We start from the raw sequence: 23,231 nt of genomic DNA on the forward strand, positions 1-23,231 counted from the left end.
ACCCCGGGCGAACGCCGCCCGCCACCTGCGCACCGTCGCCACCGAGACCCCCAGATCCCGCGCGACCTGCGCGTTACTGGCTCCAGGCTCGGCACACGCCAGCACGATCCTGGCTCGGATGGCCACCCTGGAGGACTCCACCGACACACCGGCCAGCCGGGCACGCTCGGCCTCGGTCAGCTCGATCTCGACCGCAGACGGACCTGGAGACGACATACCAACAGGATACAAACTTAGCCGACGAATTTCAGGCGCAGCACACTAGTGCGGTGACCACATACGTTCGCCGGGTGTGACACGCCGGCCTGGCCCTTCGGGCCTGCTCCTCGCGATCCGAGGCTGTCACCTGAGCAGGAACAAATCCCTGCTCAGGTGACAGCCTCGAAGATGAACCCATCCCGGCGAGTGGGAGCCCCTAGAAGTGATCGGAGCGGGTGTCGATAGGCGGCGGTGTCAGTGCAGGGCGCTGCCGGCTAGCCACCGGTTCCAGGAGGTCGTCCAGTACTTCCAGTCGTCGGCGTAGGGCTCGTCGGCGAACGGGCGGGTCGTGCCGGTCACGTCGACGATGTCGCCGCGCTGGGAGATGTCGTAGAAGTACTTGGCGCCTTCGGGGCTCGTGCGGACGCAGCCGTGGCTCTCGTTCTGCACGCCGAGGTACTGGTACTCACCGACGCTCTGGTGCACGTACTCCCCGCCCACGGTGATCCGCACCGCCAGGTGGACCTTCTCCTGGTAGTCATCGCAGCCGGGCCGGCCGTGACACGTCGCCGTCATGGTCACGACCTGGGCCTTCTCCCTCGTAAGGTGGATCCCGTTGGTCGTGATGGTGGAGCGCAGGTCGCCCTTCCCGGTGCTGATCGGGAATTTGTGCACCGTGCCGTCGTGGTTCACCGTCATGTAGTGGGTCTTGGCGTCCGCCACGGTGACGTTGGAGTCGCCGATGCTGAAGGACCGGGAGACGTCACGGACTCCGTAGGTGTCGCGGGCGGCCCGCACACCGGCCAGGTGCGCGGTGAAGGAGATCTTCTGGTGGGCGTGCCAGTACTTCCTGGTCCGGTACACCACCCGCCGGTCCGTGACCCAGCTCCAGGCGCCTTCGTCGCCCTTGCCGCTCTTGACCTCCAACGCCTTCTCGACATTCGCCCGATTGGCGACCGGGCCGGTGAAATCGACGATGATCGGCATCCCGACACCGACCTTCTCCCCCGGCATCGGCGTCACGTCCGCGATCCCGAGGGTCTGCTTGGCCGTGGCCGTACGGAACACACCGGTGACCGTGGTGACCTTGCCCCTTTGGTTCTTCGCCGTGGCGGTCACCTTGTAGGACATGCCGGGCTTCAAAGTCCAGGTGGATTTCCAGGAGGTGCGGTCGGCGTTGAACGCGCCGGCGACGCCGGTGACCGTCTCCAGCGTGCCGCCGGACACGGTGACCGTGACGCCCTGGTCCGGGCGGACACCGTTGCCCGCGGCACTGATCCGCACCGTCGCGTCCGGCGCGGAGGTGCCATTACGGCCGTTGGTGTCGGCCGCGCCGACCGAACAACCCGCCACGGCGACCAAGGCCACCGCCGCAGCCAGATGAGTGAGCTTCATTCGAGGGGACTCCAGGGTGTGCTACGAACTCAAGTAGAAGGTCAGGGGCGTTCAGAGCCAGGCGGTCTGAGCCGGCCGCCGGCAAGAGCCCGGACTCCGGCTCGCCGGGCGCGGGCGGTCGTCCCGTACCCGGCGAGCGTCGGCTCAGGGGGCGGTGTCGGTCCATGTGGCCGTAAGGAGCGCGCGGTAGTTCAGGATCGTGCCCGGGCGCGCCGACTCCACCGCCAGATCGGATGGGAGACGGGACACCGCCCGCCCGGTCGCCGGTCGGACCAGCACCGTCTCCTCGGCGAGGAGGGCGCCCGTCGCGGGATCGACGACGATGCGGTCCTCCGTCGACGGTTGGTCGCTCGGAGCACCGTCGCCGAGGGCGACGGCCACGCCCGGGCGGCCGAGCGGGTCCGTCGTGCGGCCCACGCTCCGGACGCCGGGAAGCTCGGCCAGTATCCGGTACGCCGCGGCTCGTACCTTTGCTGAGGCCGGTTCGGACAGGAGGACGTCGTACGCGCTGGAGAAAAGCCACTCGGTGGGGGAGCTATCCCCTTCGGAGTCGTTCTTCCTCTTCATGAAGTACGTACGGAGCTGGGCAGGATCATCCGGTAGCCGCTGTACGTCCTGGACGGAGCCGGCGGTGAAGGTCAACTGGACAGGTAGCCGTTCGGTCTTCCACCGCGAGGCGCCACTCGTCCAAGGGGTGAACGGCGGGGGGAAGGTCCATCGCGTGGGTGATCCGGCCCTCCGCCATGCGGCCCGGTCGGCCTCGCCCTGGGGACGCGCGCCGAGCTCGCGGGTGGCCTGCCAGGACGGCCGCCGCCCGATCCCGACCCACTGCTTCAGCAGCATCCGGCTCTCGATGACGTAGCGGTCGGACGGCCGTCCGACGACCACGGCAGTGCCCTGTTGCTCGCTGGTCAGCCAGTAGCCGCCGCTCGTCACGGGCGCCTTCGCGGTCGAACTCGCGGCGCTGAGGAGGATCTCCTGGGCGGAGAGCTGGACGGGCCGGGACGAGCGGGGCGGGACCGGAGCGTCCGAGTCGCCGGTGACGGTGGCCGCGACCGCCACGGCGGCGGCCGTACCGGCGGCGGCGAGGCCGACCGCGAACCACCGGCGGCCTGGCCGGGACGTACGGCGGCGAGGTCCGGTGATGTCCTTCTTCAGGCGGCGCAGCGCCTGTTCGGTGGTCCGGGGCGACGGGGGAGGCGGCTCGCGAAGCAGCCCGCGGACCAGGTCCACCTCGTTCATGACGACGACTCCTCGTTGATCAGTGTGGGGTCGACCCCGCCCAGCGCCTCACGCAGTTTTCTTCGAGCCCGGTTCAGCCGTGACGCCACGGTGCCGTACTTCAGGCCGAGCGCCTGTGCCACCTGCTCGTAAGTGAAGTCGGCGAGCGCCACGAGCAGGAGCACATCCCGGTCGCCGGCGGACAGCCCGGCCAGCGCCTCCGCGAGTTCGGCCCCCACACGACCCGCGGTCACCCGCGCGGTGACCCGATCGTCGTGGCCGTACGTCACATCGTCCGCGGGTGTCCTGGCGAGCGCCCGGTAGAACCGCTTCTCCGCCCGCCGGTGCAAGCCGATCAGGTTCGTCGCGATGCCGTACAGCCACGGCTGTACGGCGCCGCGTTCGGGATCGAACCGTTCGCGCCGGCGGAACGCCGCGAGGAACGTCTCGGCGGCGATGTCGTCCGCGGCGTCCGGACCGAGCCGGCGGGTCACGTAACGATGGATCTCGGCGAAGTGCCGATGGAAGATCTCGGCGAACAACTCAGGCTCATGCCACGACTCTGCGATCACCGCCGCGTCGCCGAGCGGGGCCGCCGCGGCATCCGGTGCGTGGCTCACGTTCATGTGAGGTCCTCTGATGGGGGATGGTTCGCCTTGTTCTCAACCGGAAGCCGGGCGACCCTTCACGCCATCGGGGCCCCGCCCGCCTGGCGCGCGGGGCCCTCTTCATCGACAGGAGTTGCGGGATCGGTCCGGGAGGGCATTTATGAATCACAGCGCGGTTTCGGCAAGCCATCCATGCGGGAAATGGCCAGGGCGGTGCAGCGGGCCCGCCGGGCGCGTTCGATCAGCTGGTATGTGAGTTTCCGCTCCGTACGGCCCGTCTGCCTGGCCTGTTCCGTTCGGGATGGGTCAGGTTAAGTTGAGCCGGTCGGCGACCTGGCGTGTGGACGGACGGGTCAGGTGGTCGACGATGCGCCCGTCGGACAGGAACAGCACCGAATCGGCGCGGGCCGCCGCCGCGGGGTCGTGGGTGACCATCACGATGGTCTGCCCGGAGTCGTCGACGAGCGAGCGCAGCAGGCCGAGCACCGTGCGCGCGGAGCGGGAGTCCAGCGCGCCGGTCGGCTCGTCGGCGAACAACACCGATGGCCGCGTGATCATGGCACGGGCGATCGCGACGCGCTGCTGCTGACCGCCGGAAAGTTCGCGCGGTCGGTGCCGCAATCGCTCGCCGAGGCCGACCTCGCCGAGGATCGCACGCACCTCCTTCGTGGATACCTTGCGGCCCGCCAGCCGCAGCGGCAGCGCGACGTTCTGCTCGGCGGTCAACGAGCCGACGAGGTTGAAGCTTTGGAACACAAACCCGATTTCCTTACGCCGCAACGCGGTGAGCTCGCGCTCGGAGGCGGCGGTCAGCTCGCGGTCGCCGAGCAGCACCTGGCCGCTGGTGGGACGCTCGAGGCCGGCGGCGCAGTGCAGGAGCGTGGACTTGCCCGAGCCGGATGGTCCCATCACGGCAGTCCACGTGCCCCGCGCGAAACCGATACCGACGCCGTCGAGAGCGCGGACGCGTGCCTGTCTGCTGCCGTATTCCCGGACCACGTCACGGAGTTCGACTGCGGCGTCCACGTGTGTTTCGGTCGTGATCATCGAATGTTCCTTCGTCTTCTGCCCGGTAGTGAGAAGCTACGGAACTGATCGGGCTCGGGACGTCACCTCGCGGTGGGCACTTGGTGTAGCTCGCGCAGGGGACACGACGAAGGCTCGTCGTGGATAGTCGCCGCCGGAGCGTTCACGTCCACGGACGTGGTGTATGAGTTTCCGCTGATCGCTGGCTGCCGTCGTCCCGATCAATGCGGCATCGGCGGGCAGGTACAGCCCTGTTCGGTGGGGCTCTTGTCGGCGACCCGGTGCGCGCTAAAGCACGCCCGCCTCGCGCCCGAGCGTGGGTCGGTGAACGCGCCGGTGATCACGACCGACCTGCCCTTCAGCGGCGAGTCGCCCGCGGCCGCGGCGTCGACCGGCCGGTCCTCATCCAGGACGTCGAGGTCCACGCCGCGCTCACGCAGCATGGCGATCTCCTCCGCAGCCGGCCGGAGCGGGTGCCGGCCTCATGCACTTACCGACTTCCGCTGCTCGGTGCGGAAGGCTACGAGGCGGCCTAGAACCAACGCGCCACCCACGCTCGTGCGAGTGGCGACCGCACCCTCGGCCGATGCCCAGCCAACGACCACCGGTCCGAACAGGGAAACCGACCGCCGCGACATGGCGGACGGATCGGCCTCATCCTGGCCCCACCACGAACACCACGGCTCCGCCCGGGCGAGCGAAACACCAGGTCAGGACTGGTAGGGCGCCTGGGACTCGAACCCAGAACCTATGGATTAAAAGTCCACAGCTCTGCCATTGAGCTAACGCCCCGCTGCTCCATGAGCGTACCGGAGGCACCGTACACCCCGCGCGCCGAATACTCGCGGGTGGAGGACCTCCGCGACGACGGGATGGCAAGGTGGCCGTGACCCTCCGATGATCCGACGAGGAGCCCCCATGACCGCCGCCGTCGGCCTGCTCGCCGTCACGCTCTGACCGACCGTCCGGTGCGACCGGCGAACGGATCCGGGCGGCCCTGAGCCCGCCCGGAAGCGCGTGCGACGGCTCGGCCGCGAAGCCGTGCGCACGCAGCTCCTCGGCGTGCCGCCCGAAGGCCGGTCGCCGAAGCCCGCCCGCGTCACCGCCGGTGGGAGCGGACGCCGAAGCGTGCACCCGCGGGAACGCGGTCAGGCGGCCCGGAAGCCGGCTCAGCCCATCGCCGAGAGCAGACATTCCCGCAAGGGAGCGCAGGTGAAACCCGGCGCGGCGTTCCCGTGATCAGGCCATATGCCGCAATTTGCCGGATCTTGGCAGCAGGGGCCGGTCAGCGGTAGGCGGACAGGCCTGTGATCGCCTCACCGAGCACCAGCGTGTGCACCTCCTGGGTGCCCTCGTACGTCAGCACGGACTCGAGGTTGGTCATGTGCCGGATCACCGGGTACTCCAGCGTGACGCCGTTCGCGCCGAGGATCGAGCGGGCCTGGCGGGCGACGTCGAGCGCGGCCCGTACGTTGGCGAGCTTGCCGAACGACACCTGCTGCGGCGTGACCGTCCCGGCCTCCTTGAGCCGCCCGATGTGCAGGGCGACCAGCCCGGCCTGGCCCAGCGCCACCTCCATCCAGGCGAGCTTCTCCTGGGTGAGCTGGAACCCGCCGATCGGCCTGCCGAACTGCTCACGCGTACGGGCGTACTCGACGGCCGTCTCGTAGCAGGAACGGCCGGCCCCGAGCGCGCCCCAGATGATGCCGTACCGCGCCTCCGACAGGCAGCCGAGCGGGCCCCTGAGCCCCCTGACACCGGGCAGCATCGCGTCTTCCGGCAGGCGTACGTCGTCGAGGGTCAGCTCCGAGGTCACGGACGCGCGCAGCGACAGCTTCTTGTGCACGTCCCGGGTCGTGAACCCCGGGGTGCCGCGCGGCACCAGGAACCCGCGGACGCCGTCGTCCGTACGGGCCCAGACGACGGCCACGTCCGCGATCGAGCCGTTCGTGATCCACATCTTGGATCCGTTGAGGATCCAGTCGGAGCCTTCGCGCTTGGCGTGGGTGCGCATGTTCGCCGGGTCGGAGCCGTGGTCCGGCTCGGTCAGGCCGAAGCAGCCGATCGCGCGGCCCGCGGCCATGCGGGGCAGCCACTCCTGCTTCTGCTCCTCCGAGCCGTACTTGTGGATCGCCGACATGGCCAGCGAACCCTGGACGGACACGAAGCTGCGCAGCCCCGAGTCGGCGGCCTCCAGCTCCCGGCAGGCGACCCCGTACGCGACCGCGCCCGCTCCCGGGCAGCCGTACCCCGACAGGTGCATCCCCAGGAACCCCAGCTCCCCCAGCTCGGGCGCGAGCTCGGCCGCCGGGAAGACGCCCTCCTCGAACCAGTCGGCGACGTGCGGCTCGATCCGGTCGGCGGCGTACCGCCGGGCCGTGTCGCGGACCAGGCGCTCCTCGTCGGTGAGCTGATCGTCGACCCGCAGCAGATCCATCGGTCCTCCCAGGGGGCTCACGGACACCGAGAGAGCGGAGGGGGCGCCCCGCAGGCACACAGCGTACGTCGAGGCGCCGATCCGGCGCTCAGGGGGCTCTCAGGGGCGCGTCAGGGCAAGCCCCCATGGCGATCGCACCCCGCTGCGGGCACGATCGAGACATGAACGAGAACACCCCCCACACCGGTCCCGACGACGCCCCGCGCCGTCTCACCCGCACCCGCGACGGGCGCATGATCACCGGAGTCTGCTCCGGCGCCGGCGCCTACTTCGGCGTCGACCCGACGATCGTACGGATCGTGCTGGCCGTCCTCACCGTCCTGACCAGCGGCGCCGGCATCCTGCTGTACGTCGCGGGCACGCTGATCATCCCCGAGGAGGGCAAGGAGACGTCGATCGCCCAGGACCTGATCAACAAGCAGACCAAGGGCGTCTGACGGCCCTCGGGTCAGGCCGCGGCGCTCATCGCGCGCTCCTGGTTCGACGCGATCACCTCTCCCCGGATCCGCGTCCACGACATCGCGAGCATCGTGGCGGCCGACAGGCCGGCGATCCCCGCGAGGGCGACGACGGGCTCGGGGCCCAGCACCTGGGCCAGCGCCCCACCGATCAGGATGCCGACGCCCTGGCTGGCCAGGATGCCCGACTGCGCCAGCCCGAACGCCTGACCGCGCCCGTCGGGCGGCACGGCGGCGACGTACGCGGCGTTCGCCGCCAGCTGGTAGGCGCTGCCCACTCCGGACAGCGCCAGCAGCACGATCACGGCCCACAGCGGCGGCCGCAGGGCGGTCCCCAGCAGCGGCGCGCAGGACAGCATCGCCATCCAGCCCATGAACCGCAGACGGTCGTCGGGACGGACGAACCGGCTGTACGCCAGCGAGCCGAGCACCATGCCGCAGGGCATCGCCGACATCAGCAGACCCACGAACACCGGACCCGCGCCGAACGTCTTGGCGTACGGCGCGGCGAGCCCCTCCGGCAGCACGTAGAACCCGCAGAGCCACGCGAAGCACACCAGGGGCCGCAGCGTACGGTCCCGGAACACCAGCCGCGCGCCCTCGCGCGTGATCGTCCACAGCGACGGGCGCTTGCGGCTCTCCCGGCGCGGCGCCGGCCGCGCCCGTACGCCGGTCAGCAGGATGACGGCGGAGATCGCGAACGTGGCGGCGTCGACCGCGAGCGCCTGGTGCGCCCCGACCGCGAAGATGACCGCCCCGCCGACCAGGAAGCCCAGCATCTGGGTGAACTGGTGGGTGATGTTGTTGATCGCCGAGCCGACGACGTACATGTCGCCGGGCAGCACCTCGGTCAGCAGCGCGGCCCGCGCGGCGGTGAACGGGGCGCCCAGGAGAACGGTCCAGAAGATCAGGAAGCACAGCACCGCGAAAGGCGTGTGGTGCAGTGCCATCAGCGCCACGATGCCCGTACGGGCGACGTCGCACACGATCATGACGCGGCGGCGCGGGATCAGGTCGGCCAGCACCGAGAGCACCGGGCCGCCCATGATCGACGGGAGGTAGGTCAGGGCGTACGCGACGGCGGTTCGCAACGCCGAATGGGTGTTGTTGTAGACGAGCACCGCGAGTGCGATCTGAGCGAGCTGGTCGCCGACGTACGAGAGCGTCTGAGCCAGCCAGATCGAGCGGAACTCACCGACGCCGAAAACCTCGTGATAGGTGACCTGACGATCGAAGGGCCGTCGATGTCTTCCCACGCGCGCTCCCCTGCCGGTGAACGTCGTCCGGTCGCACTGGCCAAGCGGCCGGTCGGTCTGCCCGGCATTATCTCACGCTGTGTTCAGGTCAGGTGACCCAACGTGCGCAATCGGGATCACCAGCCGAGTTCGTGCAATCGCTCATCGTCGATCCCGAAGTGGTGCGCGATCTCGTGCACCACCGTCGTCCGCACCTCTTTCACCAGGTCATCCCGCGTACGACAGATCGCCTGCAACGGCCGCCGATAGAGCGTGATGCGGTCCGGAAGGTAGCCGGCGTACGTGTCACCGCGTTCGGTCAGCGGCACGCCCTCGTACAGCCCGAGAAGTCCCGGCTCCGGCGCGAAGTCCTCGACCAGCACCACGACGTTCCTCATCAGGTCGGTCAGGTCGGGCGGGATCGTGTCGAGCGCCTCGGCCACCAGGTCCTCGAACTCTTCACGCGTTACCTCCATCACGTCGCCATTGTGCGTGGATCCTGGCTGTCGTGAGCATACGTACCAACGTGTTGACCCGAGCATGGAACGAACTGCGGCGGTTCATCGCGCGACCCCGGGTACGCCTCACCGGACGCGTCGCGGCGGTGATCGCGGTCGGTCTCGTCGCCGGCTGGATCGGCCTCCTGGCCGGTGGCCACGCCCAGACCGACGTCGGACCCGCCGACGTGAACTTCGCCCTCCACCCTTCGACGTCCGGCGGCACCGTGATCGACATCCCGCCGCTCGGCACCCTTCGCCTGGACAGCCACGCCGGTCCCGTACGGATCGAGGCCCAGGTCACCAGGCTCCGTCCCGACCGCGCCCGCGACCTCATCGAGAACCCCTCCGCGTTCGACCGTCTCTCCGACACGATCGGCGGAGACGTGCGGCACGCGTTCATCGTCATGGCGGTCAAGGCGACCGCCGCCGCCCTCGCCTGCGCCGCCCTCGCCGGATTCCTGATCTTCCGCAACTGGCGCCGTACGGTGTGGACGACCGTCAGCGCGTTCAACGGCCTGATCATCATCGGCCTCATCGGCAGCCTGACGTTCAACCCCGAGTCGGTCGCCGAGCCCCGCTTCACCGGCATCCTCGCCAGCGCCCCGCAAGTCGTTGGCGACGCCAAGACGATCGTGTCGCGCATCGGGGCCTACCGGGAGCAACTGGCCCGGCTCGTCGGCAACATGTCCCGCCTGTACGACGTGACGTCCACACTCCCGACGTACGAGCCGGACCCCACCACCATCCGCGTCCTACACGTCTCGGACATCCACCTGAACCCGGTCGCCTGGAACGTCATCCGCCAGGTCGTCAACCAGTTCCACATCCAGGTCGTCATCGACACCGGCGACCTGACCGACCACGGGACCAAGGCCGAGGACAAGTTCGCGAACAGCATCAGCAAGCTCAAGATCCCGTACGTCTTCATCCGCGGCAACCACGACTCCACCGAGAACGAGAAGGCCGTACGCCGCCAGAAGAACGCCGTCGTCCTCGACGACCGGATCGCCGACGTCGGCGGCCTGCGGATCTTCGGCACCCCGGACCCGAGGTTCACCCCCGACAAGACGACACGCGACGACAACGTCAACGGGCCGCAGATGCTCGCGTACGGGCAGACCGCCGTCCAGCGGCTGCGCGCCCTCGGCAAGACCCCCGACATCGTCCTCGCCCACGATCCGAACGAGGGCACGGCGTTCGACGGCACCGCCCCGCTCATCCTGTCCGGCCACCTCCACCGGCGGTCGACGCGGCTCCTGTCCGGCGGCAGCCGGCTGTTCGTCCAGGGTTCGACCGGCGGGGCCGGCATGCGCGGCCTGGAGCACGAACAGCCCACCCCGATCGAGATGTCGGTCCTGTACTTCAACCGGGCCAGCCACCGGCTCCAGGGCTGGGACGACATCCAACTGGGTGGTCTAGGTCTCACCTCCGCCCAGATCGAACGCACCCTGGAGCCCAAACCGGACCGCCCGATAAGCCCGCCACCTGCACAGACGCCGTCCGCGACGCCGCTGACACCCAGCCCCTCACCCTCCTCGCGCCGGCCGTCCGAGGCGGGCCGTCCGCGTTGAGGGGGAATCACTTTGGTGGTTGGGGCGGTTGTCCCCTATGCTGACGGAGTCCCCGACGGCAGGCGCCAAGGGCAACGGCGGCCAAGGTCGTCGGAGTCCCCATCGTCTAGCGGCCTAGGACTCCGCCCTTTCAAGGCGGCAGCGCGGGTTCGAATCCCGTTGGGGGCACGGTATCCTTCCGGGGGTACTACAAAGCAAGACAGCAAGGTCCTGTGGAGCAGCTAGGAGTGCTCGCCACCCTGTCAAGGTGGAGGCCGCGGGTTCAAATCCCGTCAGGACCGCTGAGGCGCCGTTCGGCGCCGTGCGGGCAGGTAGCTCAGTCGGTACGAGCGTCCGCCTGAAAAGCGGAAGGTCGGCGGTTCGACCCCGCCCCTGCCCACCGCCAAGACCAGCAAGAAAAAGTGTCTGACCTGCAAGAACGAGGTCGGACGCTTTTTCGTTGTGTCCGGCTGTCACTGATCATCAACGGCCGTCGGCGGCTGGCTGTGTCAAATACGTGTCCAAGTTCGCGGCTCGGCCAGCCGCGTCGATGCGCACGTCAGCGCGGCCTAACGTCCACCTCCGGGGATCGGTCGATACCAGTCTTCGGCGTGGACGGCTGTGGTCCGTGCATTCCGAGGGAGCACCGGGCCGGTCCAGCGGATCAGTTGTTCACACATCGGCCGAGCGCCGAGCGCCCACACAAGGCCTCCGGCGACCGAGATCGGGACACCCATCCAGAAGCCCCAGCCGGCCCAGCTGGCCAGCCACCGCACCAGCAGTAGCCCACACCGACGCTCAAGCCGGGTGTCGAACAGCATCGCCAACGTCGCGATCAAACCTGTACGTGCCGGCGGCTCCGCTGGCCAAGCCGAACTCCGACCGTAGAAACTCATACAGTCGAGAATCATCGACACCGTCGAGTCGAATTACATCGACACTGGCACATGCCCGAACCCATACGGCGGATTGCCCTTCCCCCTCCCGCATCGGCCGGCTGTATACCTTCGGTGACGTCACCGCTCGTCGTCCCCGGAAGCGTCCCCGCATACGCGGGGAGCACAAGCCCCTGCCTGTCCTTCTCGGCGGGGAGCACAGCGTGGAGATGCTGGCGTCGAGTCCGCGGAAGGGACCATCCCCGTGTGCGTGGGGAGCACGCCTTGGCGAGCGATGCCGCGACGCTGCGGTGGGGACCACCTCCGCGTGCGCGAGGAGCACACGCGCCAGACAGCCTGGCCCCACTGCTGCGGGGGACCATCCCCGCGTGCGCGGGGAGCACACTCGCTGAGCTGGGCATTTACCTGCGGCGGCTGACGGATCTGAGTACTTGTTGAGGTTCGGACATTAAGGGTGGATGCGAGGCGCTGTGTCGGTTCTTTGACCATTGGTGCGGGACATCGGCCAACGATGCGGTCCTCGCGTGCGCGGACGCCGGATTCAGCCTTGTGCGGCGCTGATCGCGTACAACAGCGCGGCAAGAGGCAGTTCGAGCAGCAGAGCCATCAGCACGCTGACAAGCAGGTCCGCCGCGGTCGCGGTCGACACGTCGAACCACGCGTCACACAGCAACAGCGTTGCACTGATGGTCGACCAGCGTGTCCGGGTGGAACGACCACATATGGAGAGGTAGGCAGTCCGGCTCAGGGACAGGACGAGGGCCGAGTCGAAGACCATCCAGGTACGAGGCCAATGCGTGGCGGTGTAATGGTGGGGGAGTGTCATGTGCAGGTAGATGATCCACGGCGGAAGGCACAGCGCCGCGATGCCAAGGAAGCCGCCGACTATTCTGCGATGTGAGCGGATCGCTTCAATCGTCAGCCTGTGATTGAACCAGGGGTGATGTACGTCCGATCGCGGGCGTGATCGAGCGTGGGGGTCTCGCGGCCTTGGGCTGGCCGTGCCATGGCTCGGGTCGTCGGTGATGCACATGTTCCTGTCTATGAACGACACGGTAGGAAACGGGCGCTTTCCGCATCCTTACCACGAGGATCGGGGATGACCTGCGACGACAGCGTGACCGCGATAGGGCCCTTCTGCGTTTGAGGCTGGCTGAGGACGCCGCAACCAAGTTCGAAGGGGCACAGCGCGGTGTGGCCGGGTCACGGCGCCAGGACCAGCCGGGGATCAGGCGATTATGACCTGTCCCCCCACGACCTTTACGGGGATCTTGATCAGCGGTGTGAGCGCCGGTCCTCCGGTTACCTGGCCGTTCTGGTCGAAGGTGGAGCCGTGACAAGGGCAATGAAAACCGGATCCGACGTAGGAGACCGGGCAGCCCTGATGGGTGCAGGTGGCGTTGAACGCCATGAAGGTGTCCGCCGCCGGATGCAGCAGATAGGCGCGGGCGCCGTTCGGCGCGGTGAAACTCTTCGATGACCCGACGGGGACGCTGGCCGCGGCAGCGATCACCGTTCCGCCACCGGCTGTCCCTGGGCTCGGCGAGGCACCTGGCGTGGTGGACGTCGACGGCAGGCCGGCGTGGCTAACGGCGGCGCCCGTCGAGCGCCGCGCAAGCGCCAGGGCGCTGCCGATGGGGACGGTGACCGCGGCGACGGTTGCCGCGATCAGGCCGCCCCGCAGGAGGACGCGCCGTTCGACGTCGTCCTTTACAGCCACGTCTTCGTGCGGCGTTGACCGCGCGGGCAGATCCAGCTTGTGGCGTACCGCCGCGCGCAGCCGGGCCGTCAACGAGAACATCCCGGCGTCGCCGGCTATCAACAGTGGGCTCCATGCGAAGGCGAAACCGATGTCGGCACCGTAGTAGTACGGCCGGGTGGTCCAGCTCACCGTCAGGAAGAAGCTGAGCGCGAGCACGACGCCGCCGAGGGCTGCGACCCGGGTGAACAGTCCCAGCAGGGCGCCCAGCCCGGCTGCGACCTCACCGAAGGCGATCGCCAGCCCCGTGATGGTCGAATAGTGGGCGCTCAGCGACACCACGGCGCCGATCGGGGATGTCGCAGCGGCGTGCAGCATCTGGGCGTGGACGCCGAGTGGTGAGGCATCGTCCAGGTAGTGCGGATCGAAGATCTTGGAAAGACCGGCGTACAGGAACGTGACGCCGAGGAAGGCGCGCAGCGGGAGAAGCGCCCACGCCGGCGACTGCAGCGGGGAATCTATGCGCAACCGGGCCGGCAAACCACTCAATGGGCCCGTGCGGCTCGAGGTGGCGGAGGATGAGGATGACGGCACGAGGATCAACCTTTCCATGTGAGAGTCGGGGAACCAGGTAACGGCGTCGTCAAGTCAAGAGATGGGTCACCCTTGGCAGAATGGCCTACGCACATCGAAGGGAGTCGACACGAGTCGCGCATCATCGTTTGCCTGCGGACGGCCGAAGGGGAGCGGTATTCGTAGGGCGCTCAGTGAGCTCATTCGCCGAGGCTTCGGCGCGCCTGCCGATGTTCTCGTTAAGGCTGCGGGAAGTCGGGCTCCTGGAACAGTGGCGTCTGACTAGGCGAGGAATCCCCGGTTAAGCGGGTATAGGAGCCGCTTTATACCGAGGATTTCTCCGCACTTCCCGCCATTACCCGAGTGAGTTACCACCTGCGCCTGAGACGGTCAGGAGGCCGAGGCACATTTCGTCGCTGGTGCCGTCTCCCCAGACCACGTATCGCGGGGGAAGCTTGCTCAGCTGCGGGAGTTTCTGCCGCAGGGTGGCGTCGTGGGTGCAGGTGACCCGTAGCTTGTCTCCGGGTTTGACGTCGACGGGCGTGGGCTCCGGCGTGAGCGCCTGATTGTCGAAGTTGAACGACGGGACGTCGAGCAGGATACGGGCTTTGGGGGTGCCGGGGTTGAGCTCTATCTTGATCGAGCGTCCGAGCAGGTGCATGTGTCCCAATCCCGCGTACACCGTCATTGGTTGCGGTACCGGGTAATCGCAGTGCTGGGTGTTGCCGGGCACCGGCTTGCCTTTGCTGCATCGGCTCAGCAGGTGCGCCTCCGTGGAGCCTTGGTCGGCGCCGAAGCGCTTGGCGACGTCCGCGACGGCTGCGGCGCGGTCGCACAGCGGGCCGGACTCGCCGCTGGCGCAGGGCAGTTCGATCGGTGCTTGCAACGGCACTGTCATCAGCGGCTTGGTGGCTGCTGTGCCGTCAGTCAGTCGCAACCGAATGCTGGACTGATCCGAGGCGCCGGCGCGGCCGTTGATGGCGAGCAGGTTGTAGTGAATCTGAAGGACGATCAGGCTGCCGGGCTTCAAGGGGAATCCGACGTCCTGCTTCAGGAGGGTCTCTTTGTGGTTGGGGGTCCAGGTGTCGACCCACGCGTCCTGGCTCAGGCCGGTGCCACCGAAGCAGGTCCAGCCCTGGCCCGGTGTCGCGGCATCCGTGGAGTGTACTTCTGCCGCGCCCTGGGGTGGGATCGCGTAGGTGATGGCGTGGTGCACGATCGACGGGTTCCCGGGCTCGAACTGGGCTCCGGTCAGGAACGCCGGCTTGGTCAGGTGCGGATCGATCACCAGGCACCGGTACTCGTCGGTGCCACCGTTGGGGGCGGACGGCGTGTAGGGCTGCGGCACGGTCAGGTTCTCGAATCGCTCACCGGCCCGCAGCGGTAGCGCCGGTCCCGTCGAGGAGGTCATGTGCATCGAACTGGTGTTCTGACTTCCGCCTCCGGCAGTGGAGGCGGATCCGGAACCCGTGGAGTTCGAACCACACGCGGCGGCCATCAGCGTCATCGCCCCCGCACCCGCCGCCAAAGCGAGCATCCGCAATCGAGTTGCCCGTTTTATCATGATTTCCTTATATCTAGGAGTTGCGTACGTGGAACCTACGCATCCATTCCTTACAGTGCGCTTTCATCGTCATCGGCCTTGAGGAAGCTCGGCTAGTTTGCGGTGACCACGAACGTTCGCCGGGTTGGTGACACGCCGGTTGGCGTCCGTGATGACAGGGCTTGAGGGCTTCAGTCTCGTTAGCGACCAGATCGCTTACGGGAGTGAGGCCATCGGGTGGCAGAGCCAGTTCGGGCACGGCGGGTGACTGATCAGGAAGGTCAGCGGTTGCAGCAGATCGTGTGGCGAGGCAGAGGCGAGTCGATCCGGGTGCGCCGGGCAATGATGATCATGGCGTCGGCGTCCGGGACGCCGGTGCCGGCGATCGCCCGGCTGGTCGCCGCAGATGAAGACACCGTCCGGGATGTGATCCACGCGTTCAACGAGCGCGGGCTGGCCTGCCTGGACCCTAAGTGGGCGGGAGGCCGTCCCCGCCTGATCAGCGACGATGATGTGGATTTCATCGTCGAGACGGCCACCACGCGTCCGGTCAAGCTGGGGCGTCCGTTCACGCACTGGAGTATCCGCCAAGTCGATCCGGGCCGCGCGCCCCGACGGCGCCAAGATCTACGTGATCATGGACAACCTGTCGGCGAACAAGACCCCGGCCATCCTCAAGTGGGCCAAGAAGAACAAGGTCGAGTTGTGCCTGACCCCGACCTACGCCTCGCGGGCGAACCCGATCGAAGCACAGTTCGGGCCGTTGCGGACTTTTGTGATGGGTGATTCGAACCATCCCAACCACACGGTTCTCGCCCGCAGGCTGCACGCCCACCTGCGGTGGCGTAACGCCAACGCCCGCCACCCCGACGTCTTGGCCGCACAACGCCGCGAACGCGCCCGCATCCGCATCCGCATCCGCAGCGAACGACAACAACGCTGGGGCCGCCCACGCTCCACGGCGGCGTGATCAAACCCGGCGAACGTTCGTGGTCACCGCACTAGTGTGCTGCGCCTGAAATTCGTCGGCAAAATCGCGCTAGGGATTCGAGGATCTCTTCAGCGGACTTTGTCCATACGAACGGCCGGGGATGGGCGTTCCAGTCGGCGATCCAGTCGCGGATGTCGGCTTCCAGGGCTTGCACACTCTTGTGGGCGCCGACCCGGATCTTCTGGTCGCTCAGGAAGCCGAACCAGCGTTCGACCTGGTTGATCCACGAGGATCCGGTCGGGGTGAAGTGCATATGGAAGCGGGGATGGCGGGCCAGCCACGCTTTGATCGCCGGCGTCTTGTGGGTGCCGTAGTTGTCGCAGATCAGATGGATGTCCAGCTCGGCCGGAACGGTCTTGTCGATGGTGGCCAGGAACTTCTTGAACTCGGTGGCGCGGTGCTGGTTCGGGCGGGTCGTGGTAGAGACCGACGATGTCGACGACCTTTTCCACCAGCAGCGGGTCGGTGGACAGCTTGAAGGTGCCGGTCCGGTGCGGCTTGAGCCCGAAATCCCGCCAGATCCGCCCGATCGTGGACTTACTCAGCCCACTGCGCTTGGCCATCGAGGTCCGCGACCAGTGCGTGGCACCGCCAGGTGTCTCCTCCAGCGTCGCCACCACCACCTCTTCCACCTGGTCAAGGGTGATCCAACGGTCCATCCCCCTTGTCTTTTCGCATCGCAACGAAAATCAAAGGGTGTGGGCCGTTGTCATGTCTGCGTTTCCGAGTAATCCACCAAGATCTGTGGAGGCTGTGGACAAAGAGAGTCCCGACAGCCCTCAAGCCACCGACTCAAGCAGACGCTTTTGAATAAGCCTCCTGGTAGCCCGCGATATCGACCGGACGCCTGGCGCAGTTTCCGGATCGACCACTTCAGCCCCAGCGCGGACCGGCGTCCGCTTCACCCGACGCGACGCAGATCAGGAGCCGGTCGGTGCATTCGCGCGTACGCTCCCGGGCCACCGTTCCACGATCGTGTTCGCCCGCGACTGAGTGTTGTGGACTCTCGTTGTAAGCGAATTGAAAGCAACCGACATCTACAGTTCGAACAGTTATCGATGCTGCTGGTGGTGGAAGTACTGCGAAGTCATCCAGCCGCTTGATCGGTGGACACAGGGTCAGGACACTGCTACTCACCGCGCCCTCAGTGCTTGTGCACGCGTACGGAAGGGCTTTCTCGTAGCTGTGCACGGCTCGTCCGGTCCCCCCTGCCGAGAAGGTGATCTTTGATGCGCCAGATGGCGTGGTTCAACGTCATGTTCGGTCCGACCGCCATTTCGACTGTGCATCGCAGCAGGTGGCGTTGGGTTCTGTCCGGTGCGGCGGCCGCCTCGGCAGTGGGGCATGTTCCAGTGATCGAGCCGCATTTGAGCGAGGCTCCCTATATGGGGGTGCTGTTCATGGTGTTCACCGCGATCTGTCTGGTGATCAGCTCCGCGGCGCTCAGCCGAGACACCACCGCGCTGTATTCGGGTGCGGCGGTCATCTGCGGTCTGGGAATTCTGACCTATATAGCGACCCGTAGCGTGGCATTCCCGCAACTACAAGACGACGTGGGGAACTGGACCGAGCCGCTCGGCATCGTGTCCGTTCTGGCCGAGGCCCTCGTAATTGTCGCAGCACTCAAGGGGACACGGAGCAGCACCGGATAAGTCGCCAGCGGGGGTATCACCACTGTCGACCAGACCAGAGCCTTCCCCGTCCGCCTGCTGGAGTCCGGGTCCGCCGCAGGCGCCATCGCCGCGGCGTTCCTGGCCACCGCCGCGAACGAGCCCCGGGTCATCTCCTTCGACATGGGCGGCACCACCGCCAAGATATGCCTGGTCGAAGACGGCCGTCCGCACATCAAACACGAGTTCGAAGCCGGCCAGCTCGAGAAGTTCAAACCGGGCTCGGGGCTGCCGCTCAAGCTGACGGTCGTCGACATGATCGAGATTGGAGCGGGAGGCGGGTCGATCGCGGCCGTGGACGACCTCGGGCTGCTCAAGGTCGGCCCGCGCAGCGCCGGTTCGGTACCAGGACCTGTCGCTTACCGACACGGCGGCACGGAACCGACCGTCACTGACTCGGACCTGCTCGCCGGATACCTCGACCCCGACCACTTCCTCGGCGGCGAACTCAGCCTCGCCCTTCCCGACGTACGGCGCGCCCTCGATCGGCTCGGCGCCCAACTCGGCGTCAACACACAGACGGCAGCCATCGGCATCCAGGATCTGGTCATCGAGAACATGGCGGCCGCCACCCGCATGCAGCTTGCGGAAAAGGGCCGGGATCCCCGCGCATACTCCCTCACGGCATTCGGAGGCGCGGGGCCCGTACACGCCTACGCGCTGGCCAAACGCCTGAAACTCCCGCGCATCATCGTCCCGGCGGGAGCCGGTGTCATGTCGGCGTTCGGCTTCCTGGTGGCCGCCCCAGCCGTCGACGACGTCCGCGGATATCCCACGTCACTGACATCCGCCGACTGGGACAAGGTCGCATCCCTGTATGCGGACATGGAGGCCCGGGCGCGACGACACCATGAGAATCGAGCCCGGCCCTGGTAAGGGAACGATTAGAACTCGCGCAGTGTGCTGCGCCCAGAATCCGGATGCGCCGGTCGGCCGGTGACCAAGCTCGTGACAGTGCGGAAGCGGCACTACGTGCGGCGTATCGCCGCCCCAGCGGCGTGGCCGGCCTCCGATGCTGTCGGCCTGCCTCGTTTCACGTGTTGAGGTAGACCAGGCTGCCGATGCCGAAGAGGACGCAGTAGATCGCGAATGGAGTCAGGGTGCGGGTCTCGAAGTACCGGATCAGGAACCGTACCGAGACATAGGCGCCGATGAACGAGAGCAGGCTGCCAACAAGGACCTGTCCATGGATGCCGTTTCCCATCGGCCCCGCCCGATCAGGGAGCTTCAGCACACCGGCGCCGAGGATGGCGGGGGTGGCCAGCAGGAAGGCGAACCTGGCGGCGCCGTGTCGCACAGGTCGGGCATGCGGTGTGGCCGGTCATCCCCGTGCGACGAGTCGGTCCATCACGAAGCCACCGGCCGTGATCGGGTCAGGCTAAGAGATGCCGCGGGTAGGGGCGCCGTCGCGAGCGTCGCGATACCGCCGCCCGGACCAGCGGAATCTCTTAGTGATCGAGCGATGATTTGCGTTAGAGCGCACTCCAACTCCTAGGTTCCGAAGCATGCGATACATCAAACTCGGGACGACCGGACTGGAAGTCTCCGCCATCACCCTCGGCTGCATGAGCTTCGGCGAGCCGGACCGGGGCGGCGAGCCCTGGTCGCTGGGCGCGGACGCCAGCCGGGACATCATCAAGCAGGCCCTCGAGAGCGGCGTCAACTTCCTCGACACGGCCAATGGGTACAGCGCCGGAAGCAGCGAGGAGATCGTCGGCCAGGCGGTCAAGGACTTCACCCGGCGCGAGGAGGTCGTTCTCTCCACCAAGGTCTGGATGCGGATGCGCCCCGGCCCGAACGGCGCCGGGCTGTCCCGCAAGGCGATCTTCGCCGAGCTCGACGCCTCCCTGAAGCGACTGGGGACCGACTACATCGACCTGTACCAGATCCACCGCTGGGACTATGACACCCCGATCGAGGAAACCCTCGAGGCGCTGCACGACGCGGTCAAGTCCGGGAAGGTCCGCTACATCGGAGCCTCTTCCATGCACGCCTGGCAGTTCACCAAGGCCCTGTACCTGGCTGACCTGAACGGCTGGACCCGGTTCGTGTCGATGCAGGACCACTACAACCTCATCCACCGAGAAGCAGAGCGGGAGATGCTCCCGCTCTGCGCCGACCAGGGCATCGGCGTGATCCCGTGGAGCCCGCTGGCGCGGGGCAGGCTGACGCGGGCCCGGGACACCGCCACGGCGCGTGCCGGGACCGACGAGGGCGGCAAGATCCTCTACCGCGACGAGGACCAGGCAGTGGCCGAGCGCGTCCACGAGATCGCGGGCAAGCGGGGTCTGTCCCCGGCCCAGGTCGCCCTGGCCTGGGTCATGCGCAACCCGGTGGTGACCTCGCCCATCGTCGGGGTCACCAAGCCGGCCCAGCTGGCCGACGCGGTCGCCGCCGTGGACGTCGAACTCGATGAAGACGAGGCCGCCTACTTGGAGGAGCCCTACCAGCCGCACGAGGCCGCCTACCTGGAGGAGTCCTTCTACAAGTCGCGCCCTGTGGCGGGCTCCCGGTAGTCCGGGCTACCGCCGAGCCTTCGACGAGTCCTTGGCCTCGGCCTTCACAGCCCTGTGGTCGGCCCGGCGGTGCTTGCGGGCGGTCGCGCGCAACTGCATGATCCGCGCGCTGCCCGCCAACGCGGTGAGCAGGATGCCCGCCACCGCGGCCAGCAGCAGAGCCACGCGCAGCGGAACGTGCCCGTGGGCACGGAACCGGCCAGCATCACCCCATGACCGGGGATCACCACATCACGCAGATCGGTCAACATGACATCACCGCAACCACACCCCGATGGGATCTCTCTGATGCCTCCGGCGGGGGCGCTCCGGCTCTAGCGAGTGACAGCAGCGGTGACAGCAACGACAGCAACCGATGCCTGCCGCAGGCACACGCCCGGCACCCTCTACCTCGGGACAGGCACCGCGAGCAGGGCGGTTGTTACTCCTGAAAAGCGGAAGGTCGGCGGTTCGACCCCGCCCCTGCCCACCATTAGTGACCTGCGGGAACAGCCCCGAGACATCACGTCTCGGGGCTTTCTTGTGACGGCAACCGCGACAACGGACGACCGTCCGCCCTTCGCATCACGGTCAGCGCGCGACACAACCCTTAGCGGCGGCCCGGAGGGCAACAGATCCGGTGGCGTGCCATGCCCAATACCGAACGTGGCGAACGCTTCAGGCTTCGGCTGCGATCACCGAGGGAAGATCGGCGAAGCGTGCCTTGGCATCACGGGACAGGATGGTCCGGCCGGTCTCTGCCGCGTGCGCCGCGATGATCAAGTCGTGTGCTCCCCGGGGGGTGCCGACGCGGCGGACGTGCCCTATCAGGCGGGCGTGATGGGCAGCCGTGGTGTCGGTGTAGTCGAGTACCTCGACCACCGAGGTGATCGCGGCGAGTGCACGGGAGCGATCGGCGGCACGCGCGGCGGTGTCGGCCAGTTCTATGCCGACGCGGTATTCGGCGATCGTCACGGCCGCGACGGCCAGGTCATCATCGTCGAGGGCGGCCCTGTCGATGGTGTTCCGTTCGTACGCGATCAGGATGTTGGTGTCGAGGATCAGGCGTCGGCCCACGGGTCCCGCTCCTCCGTCGTGAGCAGGCCCAGAGCACTGTTGATGTCCTCAGCGAACCGGTCATCCGGCGGCTCGATACCGTCCAGCGCTGCCCGCAGGTCAGCGCCCGTACGGCGGTGCGCGGGACCGATCTCCGCGACCGGGCGATTGCCCCGGGTGATGGTGATGGTTTCGCCGCGCTCGATGGCGTCAAGGAGGTCAGAAAACCTCCGGGAGGCTTCGGTAGCGGTCATGGTCCTCATGAGACCAGCATATCTGATTATCAGATTTTTCCTGCTGGACCAGCGCACTCTGCGAGGGATCGCACTCAATCGCGATCACCGCATGTACGAGTGGAGCATGCGTGCCGTAGCGCCGCTATCTCGCTCCTAGCCGCCGCGACGCTGGCGCACATCACAGGTGAATGCCTGCGACGCACCATGCGCGGGCGCTGCGGGGGGCGAGTTCGACGATCCAGATGCTGGTCTGTCCATCGTTCTCCAAGGACAGTTTCGCCTGGGCCTTCGTGCCGTTGACCGTTGGCCTGCCCTCGACGTTGGCGAGGTAGTACTGGTGCAAGACCCGCTGTTGGAAGTCCGTCACGTACGGATCAGCGTCGGGACAGGTGACGGCGTGCAGGATGACGGCGTCCCGGGATTGGATCCCGTCCGCGAGCGTGGTCGCGGTCGAGATCGCGCTGTCCTTTCCCGGGCCGGGGTTGCGGACAAGCCAGCCGGGCCAGACCAGCGCGGTCACCAGCACGACGGCGAGGAGTATCAGGGCAGCGCCGGCACCGCCGATCAGCAGCAGCGGGACGGGCTGGGGCGGGACGGGCGGTCGCGGGCCGGGCAGGTAACCGGGGCCGCCCGGACCGGGTGGCCCACCCGGGCCCGGATGCCATCCCCCGCCGTCCGGCTGCTCTCCTCGGGATTGGACTTTCTGCTTCTCCTCCCGCTTCTTCGCCCTGCTGGCCCTGAACCAGACACCGAGGGCACCGGCCAGGGCGATAAGACCACCCCTGAGGGCCCCGCTGACGACCACATGCGCAAGATCAGTCATTCCAAAAAGACTATCGTGTCTGTTTGAGTGCACGGAAGCCTTCTCACGTTGTGGCTGGGCCTGACCAGTAGTGCATATTGGCTTTGGCGATTGGTTGGGACCCGTTCGCCGTTACGGAACGCGAGCGGTGTATCCAGCGGCCCCAACCAGGCCGCCCCATTAGCCGATCTGGGCCAGCCCACCTCGTCGCCGTCCCCGTCATCGGACCGACGAGCACCCTCAACCAGGGCGTTCAGTCCGTGCGGCACGCCGAGAAAGGACGGACTCGACCGACTTCAGCACTGTCCGGCTGACCTTCGGTGTCCGCGCTACTTGATCCCTCGCTCGTCCGTGGGGTGTAGTCGCACCACCGGGATGTCACGGGAGGTCTTGCGCTGATAGGCGTCGTAGGGCGCGAAGATTTTCACCAGGCTTGGCCATACGTCGGACTTCTCCTGGTCACGTCCACGCGGGTGGTGTATGAGCCAGCCTTCGCGTGATCCTGTTTCTGCAGGTTAAGCGGTGATCGCTTGCGGGGCCGGGTTCTCGTCCGGCGTTTCGCCGGCGACCAGGCGTAGCCGTGCTTTGGCGAGGAATTCCAGGCCCATGTAGCGGCGGGCTTCGGTCCATTCGTCGGTTTGT

At 67.5% G+C, this 23,231-nt stretch carries 23 protein-coding genes, 5 tRNA genes and 2 pseudogenes; 10 read left to right on the plus strand and 20 right to left on the minus strand.

The window, feature by feature from the left end; genetic code table 11:
• From AB0L00_RS44530 to AB0L00_RS44565, 8 genes are all read right to left on the minus strand, one after another.
• The coding region (locus AB0L00_RS44530) for a helix-turn-helix domain-containing protein (protein ID WP_364444091.1) at positions 1 to 216 on the minus strand (216 nt) is incomplete at its 3' end.
• A 237-nt stretch (positions 217 to 453) separates the two neighbouring features.
• Positions 454 to 1,593: an Ig-like domain-containing protein gene (locus tag AB0L00_RS44535; protein WP_364444093.1), complete on the minus strand. Its 1,140-nt coding sequence runs from the start codon at positions 1,591 to 1,593 to the stop codon at positions 454 to 456.
• Between the two features lie 144 nt (positions 1,594 to 1,737).
• The gene (locus AB0L00_RS44540; RefSeq protein ID WP_364444095.1) at positions 1,738 to 2,835 is read right to left on the minus strand and encodes a CU044_5270 family protein; all 1,098 of its coding nucleotides are present in this window, start codon (positions 2,833 to 2,835) and stop codon (positions 1,738 to 1,740) included.
• A complete protein-coding gene (locus AB0L00_RS44545; RefSeq protein ID WP_364444098.1) occupies positions 2,832 to 3,440 on the minus strand; it encodes an RNA polymerase sigma factor in 609 nt (202 codons plus the stop codon). The genes AB0L00_RS44540 and AB0L00_RS44545 overlap by 4 nt, the downstream gene beginning before the upstream one ends.
• A gap of 288 nt (positions 3,441 to 3,728) precedes the next feature.
• On the minus strand, positions 3,729 to 4,469 hold the full coding sequence (locus AB0L00_RS44550; protein WP_364444100.1) for an ABC transporter ATP-binding protein: 741 nt from the start codon (positions 4,467 to 4,469) through the stop codon (positions 3,729 to 3,731).
• A 200-nt stretch (positions 4,470 to 4,669) separates the two neighbouring features.
• Positions 4,670 to 4,891, minus strand: a complete 222-nt coding sequence (locus AB0L00_RS44555) for a hypothetical protein (RefSeq protein WP_364444103.1) — start codon at positions 4,889 to 4,891, stop codon at positions 4,670 to 4,672.
• A 274-nt stretch (positions 4,892 to 5,165) separates the two neighbouring features.
• A tRNA-Lys gene (locus tag AB0L00_RS44560) sits at positions 5,166 to 5,240 on the minus strand.
• A gap of 493 nt (positions 5,241 to 5,733) precedes the next feature.
• Positions 5,734 to 6,885 carry an acyl-CoA dehydrogenase family protein gene (locus AB0L00_RS44565; RefSeq protein WP_364444105.1) on the minus strand — a complete coding sequence of 384 codons (1,152 nt, stop codon included), beginning with the start codon at positions 6,883 to 6,885 and terminating at the stop codon, positions 5,734 to 5,736.
• A gap of 161 nt (positions 6,886 to 7,046) precedes the next feature.
• On the opposite strand from AB0L00_RS44565, the gene AB0L00_RS44570 reads away from it, so the two are divergent.
• Positions 7,047 to 7,322, plus strand: coding sequence for a PspC domain-containing protein (locus tag AB0L00_RS44570; protein WP_345367249.1), 276 nt, complete (start codon positions 7,047 to 7,049; stop codon positions 7,320 to 7,322).
• Between the two features lie 11 nt (positions 7,323 to 7,333).
• Here AB0L00_RS44570 and AB0L00_RS44575 read toward each other — a convergent pair whose 3' ends face one another.
• Positions 7,334 to 8,599, minus strand: a complete 1,266-nt coding sequence (locus tag AB0L00_RS44575) for an MFS transporter (RefSeq protein ID WP_364444107.1) — start codon at positions 8,597 to 8,599, stop codon at positions 7,334 to 7,336.
• A gap of 116 nt (positions 8,600 to 8,715) precedes the next feature.
• Entirely contained in the window at positions 8,716 to 9,057 is a 342-nt protein-coding gene (locus tag AB0L00_RS44580; protein ID WP_364444110.1) for a metallopeptidase family protein, read from the minus strand.
• A 29-nt stretch (positions 9,058 to 9,086) separates the two neighbouring features.
• Here AB0L00_RS44580 and AB0L00_RS44585 point away from each other — a divergent pair, with 29 nt between their 5' ends.
• The 4 genes from AB0L00_RS44585 (at position 9,087) to AB0L00_RS44600 (ending at position 11,028) form a co-directional block, all read left to right on the plus strand.
• Positions 9,087 to 10,649 (plus strand): metallophosphoesterase, encoded by a 1,563-nt coding sequence (locus tag AB0L00_RS44585; protein WP_364444112.1) that lies wholly within the window; start codon positions 9,087 to 9,089, stop codon positions 10,647 to 10,649.
• Between the two features lie 95 nt (positions 10,650 to 10,744).
• Positions 10,745 to 10,817: transfer RNA gene (locus tag AB0L00_RS44590), tRNA-Glu, on the plus strand.
• A 38-nt stretch (positions 10,818 to 10,855) separates the two neighbouring features.
• Positions 10,856 to 10,930: transfer RNA gene (locus AB0L00_RS44595), tRNA-Asp, on the plus strand.
• A 24-nt stretch (positions 10,931 to 10,954) separates the two neighbouring features.
• Positions 10,955 to 11,028 (plus strand) — tRNA-Phe (locus AB0L00_RS44600).
• Positions 11,029 to 12,065: 1,037 nt separating this feature from the next.
• Here the strand turns inward: AB0L00_RS44600 and AB0L00_RS44605 are convergent.
• The 3 genes from AB0L00_RS44605 to AB0L00_RS44615 all read right to left on the minus strand — a co-directional run bounded on the left by AB0L00_RS44605 (position 12,066) and on the right by AB0L00_RS44615 (position 15,303).
• Positions 12,066 to 12,557 (minus strand): hypothetical protein, encoded by a 492-nt coding sequence (locus tag AB0L00_RS44605; RefSeq protein WP_364444114.1) that lies wholly within the window; start codon positions 12,555 to 12,557, stop codon positions 12,066 to 12,068.
• 195 nt (positions 12,558 to 12,752) lie between these two features.
• A complete protein-coding gene (locus AB0L00_RS44610; protein ID WP_364444133.1) occupies positions 12,753 to 13,817 on the minus strand; it encodes a Rieske 2Fe-2S domain-containing protein in 1,065 nt (354 codons plus the stop codon).
• Between the two features lie 334 nt (positions 13,818 to 14,151).
• Entirely contained in the window at positions 14,152 to 15,303 is a 1,152-nt protein-coding gene (locus AB0L00_RS44615; RefSeq protein ID WP_364444116.1) for a monooxygenase, read from the minus strand.
• A gap of 273 nt (positions 15,304 to 15,576) precedes the next feature.
• Here AB0L00_RS44615 and AB0L00_RS44620 point away from each other — a divergent pair.
• Positions 15,577 to 16,309 (plus strand): annotated as a pseudogene (locus AB0L00_RS44620) (helix-turn-helix domain-containing protein).
• A gap of 31 nt (positions 16,310 to 16,340) precedes the next feature.
• Here the strand turns inward: AB0L00_RS44620 and AB0L00_RS44625 are convergent.
• Positions 16,341 to 16,992 (minus strand): annotated as a pseudogene (locus tag AB0L00_RS44625) (transposase); the annotation flags it as partial.
• Positions 16,993 to 17,559: 567 nt separating this feature from the next.
• Here AB0L00_RS44625 and AB0L00_RS44630 point away from each other — a divergent pair.
• A complete protein-coding gene (locus tag AB0L00_RS44630; protein WP_364444118.1) occupies positions 17,560 to 17,982 on the plus strand; it encodes a hypothetical protein in 423 nt (140 codons plus the stop codon).
• A 15-nt stretch (positions 17,983 to 17,997) separates the two neighbouring features.
• The gene (locus AB0L00_RS44635) at positions 17,998 to 18,876 is read left to right on the plus strand and encodes a hydantoinase/oxoprolinase family protein (protein ID WP_364444136.1); all 879 of its coding nucleotides are present in this window, start codon (positions 17,998 to 18,000) and stop codon (positions 18,874 to 18,876) included.
• Positions 18,877 to 19,033: 157 nt separating this feature from the next.
• On the opposite strand, the gene AB0L00_RS44640 is transcribed toward AB0L00_RS44635, so the two are convergent.
• Positions 19,034 to 19,297, minus strand: a complete 264-nt coding sequence (locus tag AB0L00_RS44640; RefSeq protein ID WP_364444121.1) for an undecaprenyl-diphosphate phosphatase — start codon at positions 19,295 to 19,297, stop codon at positions 19,034 to 19,036.
• Between the two features lie 208 nt (positions 19,298 to 19,505).
• On the opposite strand from AB0L00_RS44640, the gene AB0L00_RS44645 reads away from it, so the two are divergent.
• Positions 19,506 to 20,516 (plus strand): aldo/keto reductase, encoded by a 1,011-nt coding sequence (locus AB0L00_RS44645; RefSeq protein ID WP_364444124.1) that lies wholly within the window; start codon positions 19,506 to 19,508, stop codon positions 20,514 to 20,516.
• 6 nt (positions 20,517 to 20,522) lie between these two features.
• On the opposite strand, the gene AB0L00_RS44650 is transcribed toward AB0L00_RS44645, so the two are convergent.
• Positions 20,523 to 20,681 carry a hypothetical protein gene (locus AB0L00_RS44650; RefSeq protein ID WP_364444126.1) on the minus strand — a complete coding sequence of 53 codons (159 nt, stop codon included), beginning with the start codon at positions 20,679 to 20,681 and terminating at the stop codon, positions 20,523 to 20,525.
• 242 nt (positions 20,682 to 20,923) lie between these two features.
• On the opposite strand from AB0L00_RS44650, the gene AB0L00_RS44655 reads away from it, so the two are divergent.
• Positions 20,924 to 20,988 (plus strand) — tRNA-Ser (locus tag AB0L00_RS44655).
• Between the two features lie 185 nt (positions 20,989 to 21,173).
• On the opposite strand, the gene AB0L00_RS44660 is transcribed toward AB0L00_RS44655, so the two are convergent.
• The 4 genes from AB0L00_RS44660 to AB0L00_RS44675 form a co-directional block, all read right to left on the minus strand.
• The gene (locus tag AB0L00_RS44660; RefSeq protein ID WP_364444128.1) at positions 21,174 to 21,572 is read right to left on the minus strand and encodes a type II toxin-antitoxin system VapC family toxin; all 399 of its coding nucleotides are present in this window, start codon (positions 21,570 to 21,572) and stop codon (positions 21,174 to 21,176) included.
• Positions 21,557 to 21,814 carry a type II toxin-antitoxin system prevent-host-death family antitoxin gene (locus AB0L00_RS44665; RefSeq protein ID WP_364444130.1) on the minus strand — a complete coding sequence of 86 codons (258 nt, stop codon included), beginning with the start codon at positions 21,812 to 21,814 and terminating at the stop codon, positions 21,557 to 21,559. The genes AB0L00_RS44660 and AB0L00_RS44665 overlap by 16 nt, the downstream gene beginning before the upstream one ends.
• A 151-nt stretch (positions 21,815 to 21,965) precedes the next feature.
• Complete coding sequence (locus AB0L00_RS44670) at positions 21,966 to 22,610, minus strand: hypothetical protein (RefSeq protein WP_364444131.1); 645 nt, start codon at positions 22,608 to 22,610, stop codon at positions 21,966 to 21,968.
• A gap of 308 nt (positions 22,611 to 22,918) precedes the next feature.
• Positions 22,919 to 23,071 (minus strand): nitroreductase/quinone reductase family protein, encoded by a 153-nt coding sequence (locus tag AB0L00_RS44675; RefSeq protein ID WP_364444138.1) that lies wholly within the window; start codon positions 23,069 to 23,071, stop codon positions 22,919 to 22,921.
• Positions 23,072 to 23,231 lie beyond the last annotated feature (160 nt).

The organism is Actinoallomurus sp. NPDC052308, assembly GCF_040679195.1.
GTDB lineage: Bacteria > Actinomycetota > Actinomycetes > Streptosporangiales > Streptosporangiaceae > Actinoallomurus > Actinoallomurus liliacearum.

Coding starts and splice junctions, on each gene's coding strand:
- AB0L00_RS44535 (WP_364444093.1), bottom strand. CDS start 1,593: ATGAAGCTCACTCATCTGGCTGCGGCGGTGGCCTTGGTCGCCGTGGCG.
- AB0L00_RS44540 (WP_364444095.1), bottom strand. CDS start 2,835: ATGAACGAGGTGGACCTGGTCCGCGGGCTGCTTCGCGAGCCGCCTCCC.
- AB0L00_RS44545 (WP_364444098.1), bottom strand. CDS start 3,440: ATGAACGTGAGCCACGCACCGGATGCCGCGGCGGCCCCGCTCGGCGAC.
- AB0L00_RS44550 (WP_364444100.1), bottom strand. CDS start 4,469: ATGATCACGACCGAAACACACGTGGACGCCGCAGTCGAACTCCGTGAC.
- AB0L00_RS44555 (WP_364444103.1), bottom strand. CDS start 4,891: ATGCTGCGTGAGCGCGGCGTGGACCTCGACGTCCTGGATGAGGACCGG.
- AB0L00_RS44565 (WP_364444105.1), bottom strand. CDS start 6,885: ATGGATCTGCTGCGGGTCGACGATCAGCTCACCGACGAGGAGCGCCTG.
- AB0L00_RS44570 (WP_345367249.1), top strand. CDS start 7,047: ATGAACGAGAACACCCCCCACACCGGTCCCGACGACGCCCCGCGCCGT.
- AB0L00_RS44605 (WP_364444114.1), bottom strand. CDS start 12,557: ATGTGCATCACCGACGACCCGAGCCATGGCACGGCCAGCCCAAGGCCG.
- AB0L00_RS44615 (WP_364444116.1), bottom strand. CDS start 15,303: ATGACGCTGATGGCCGCCGCGTGTGGTTCGAACTCCACGGGTTCCGGA.
- AB0L00_RS44630 (WP_364444118.1), top strand. CDS start 17,560: ATGCGCCAGATGGCGTGGTTCAACGTCATGTTCGGTCCGACCGCCATT.
- AB0L00_RS44645 (WP_364444124.1), top strand. CDS start 19,506: ATGCGATACATCAAACTCGGGACGACCGGACTGGAAGTCTCCGCCATC.
- AB0L00_RS44665 (WP_364444130.1), bottom strand. CDS start 21,814: ATGAGGACCATGACCGCTACCGAAGCCTCCCGGAGGTTTTCTGACCTC.
- AB0L00_RS44670 (WP_364444131.1), bottom strand. CDS start 22,610: ATGACTGATCTTGCGCATGTGGTCGTCAGCGGGGCCCTCAGGGGTGGT.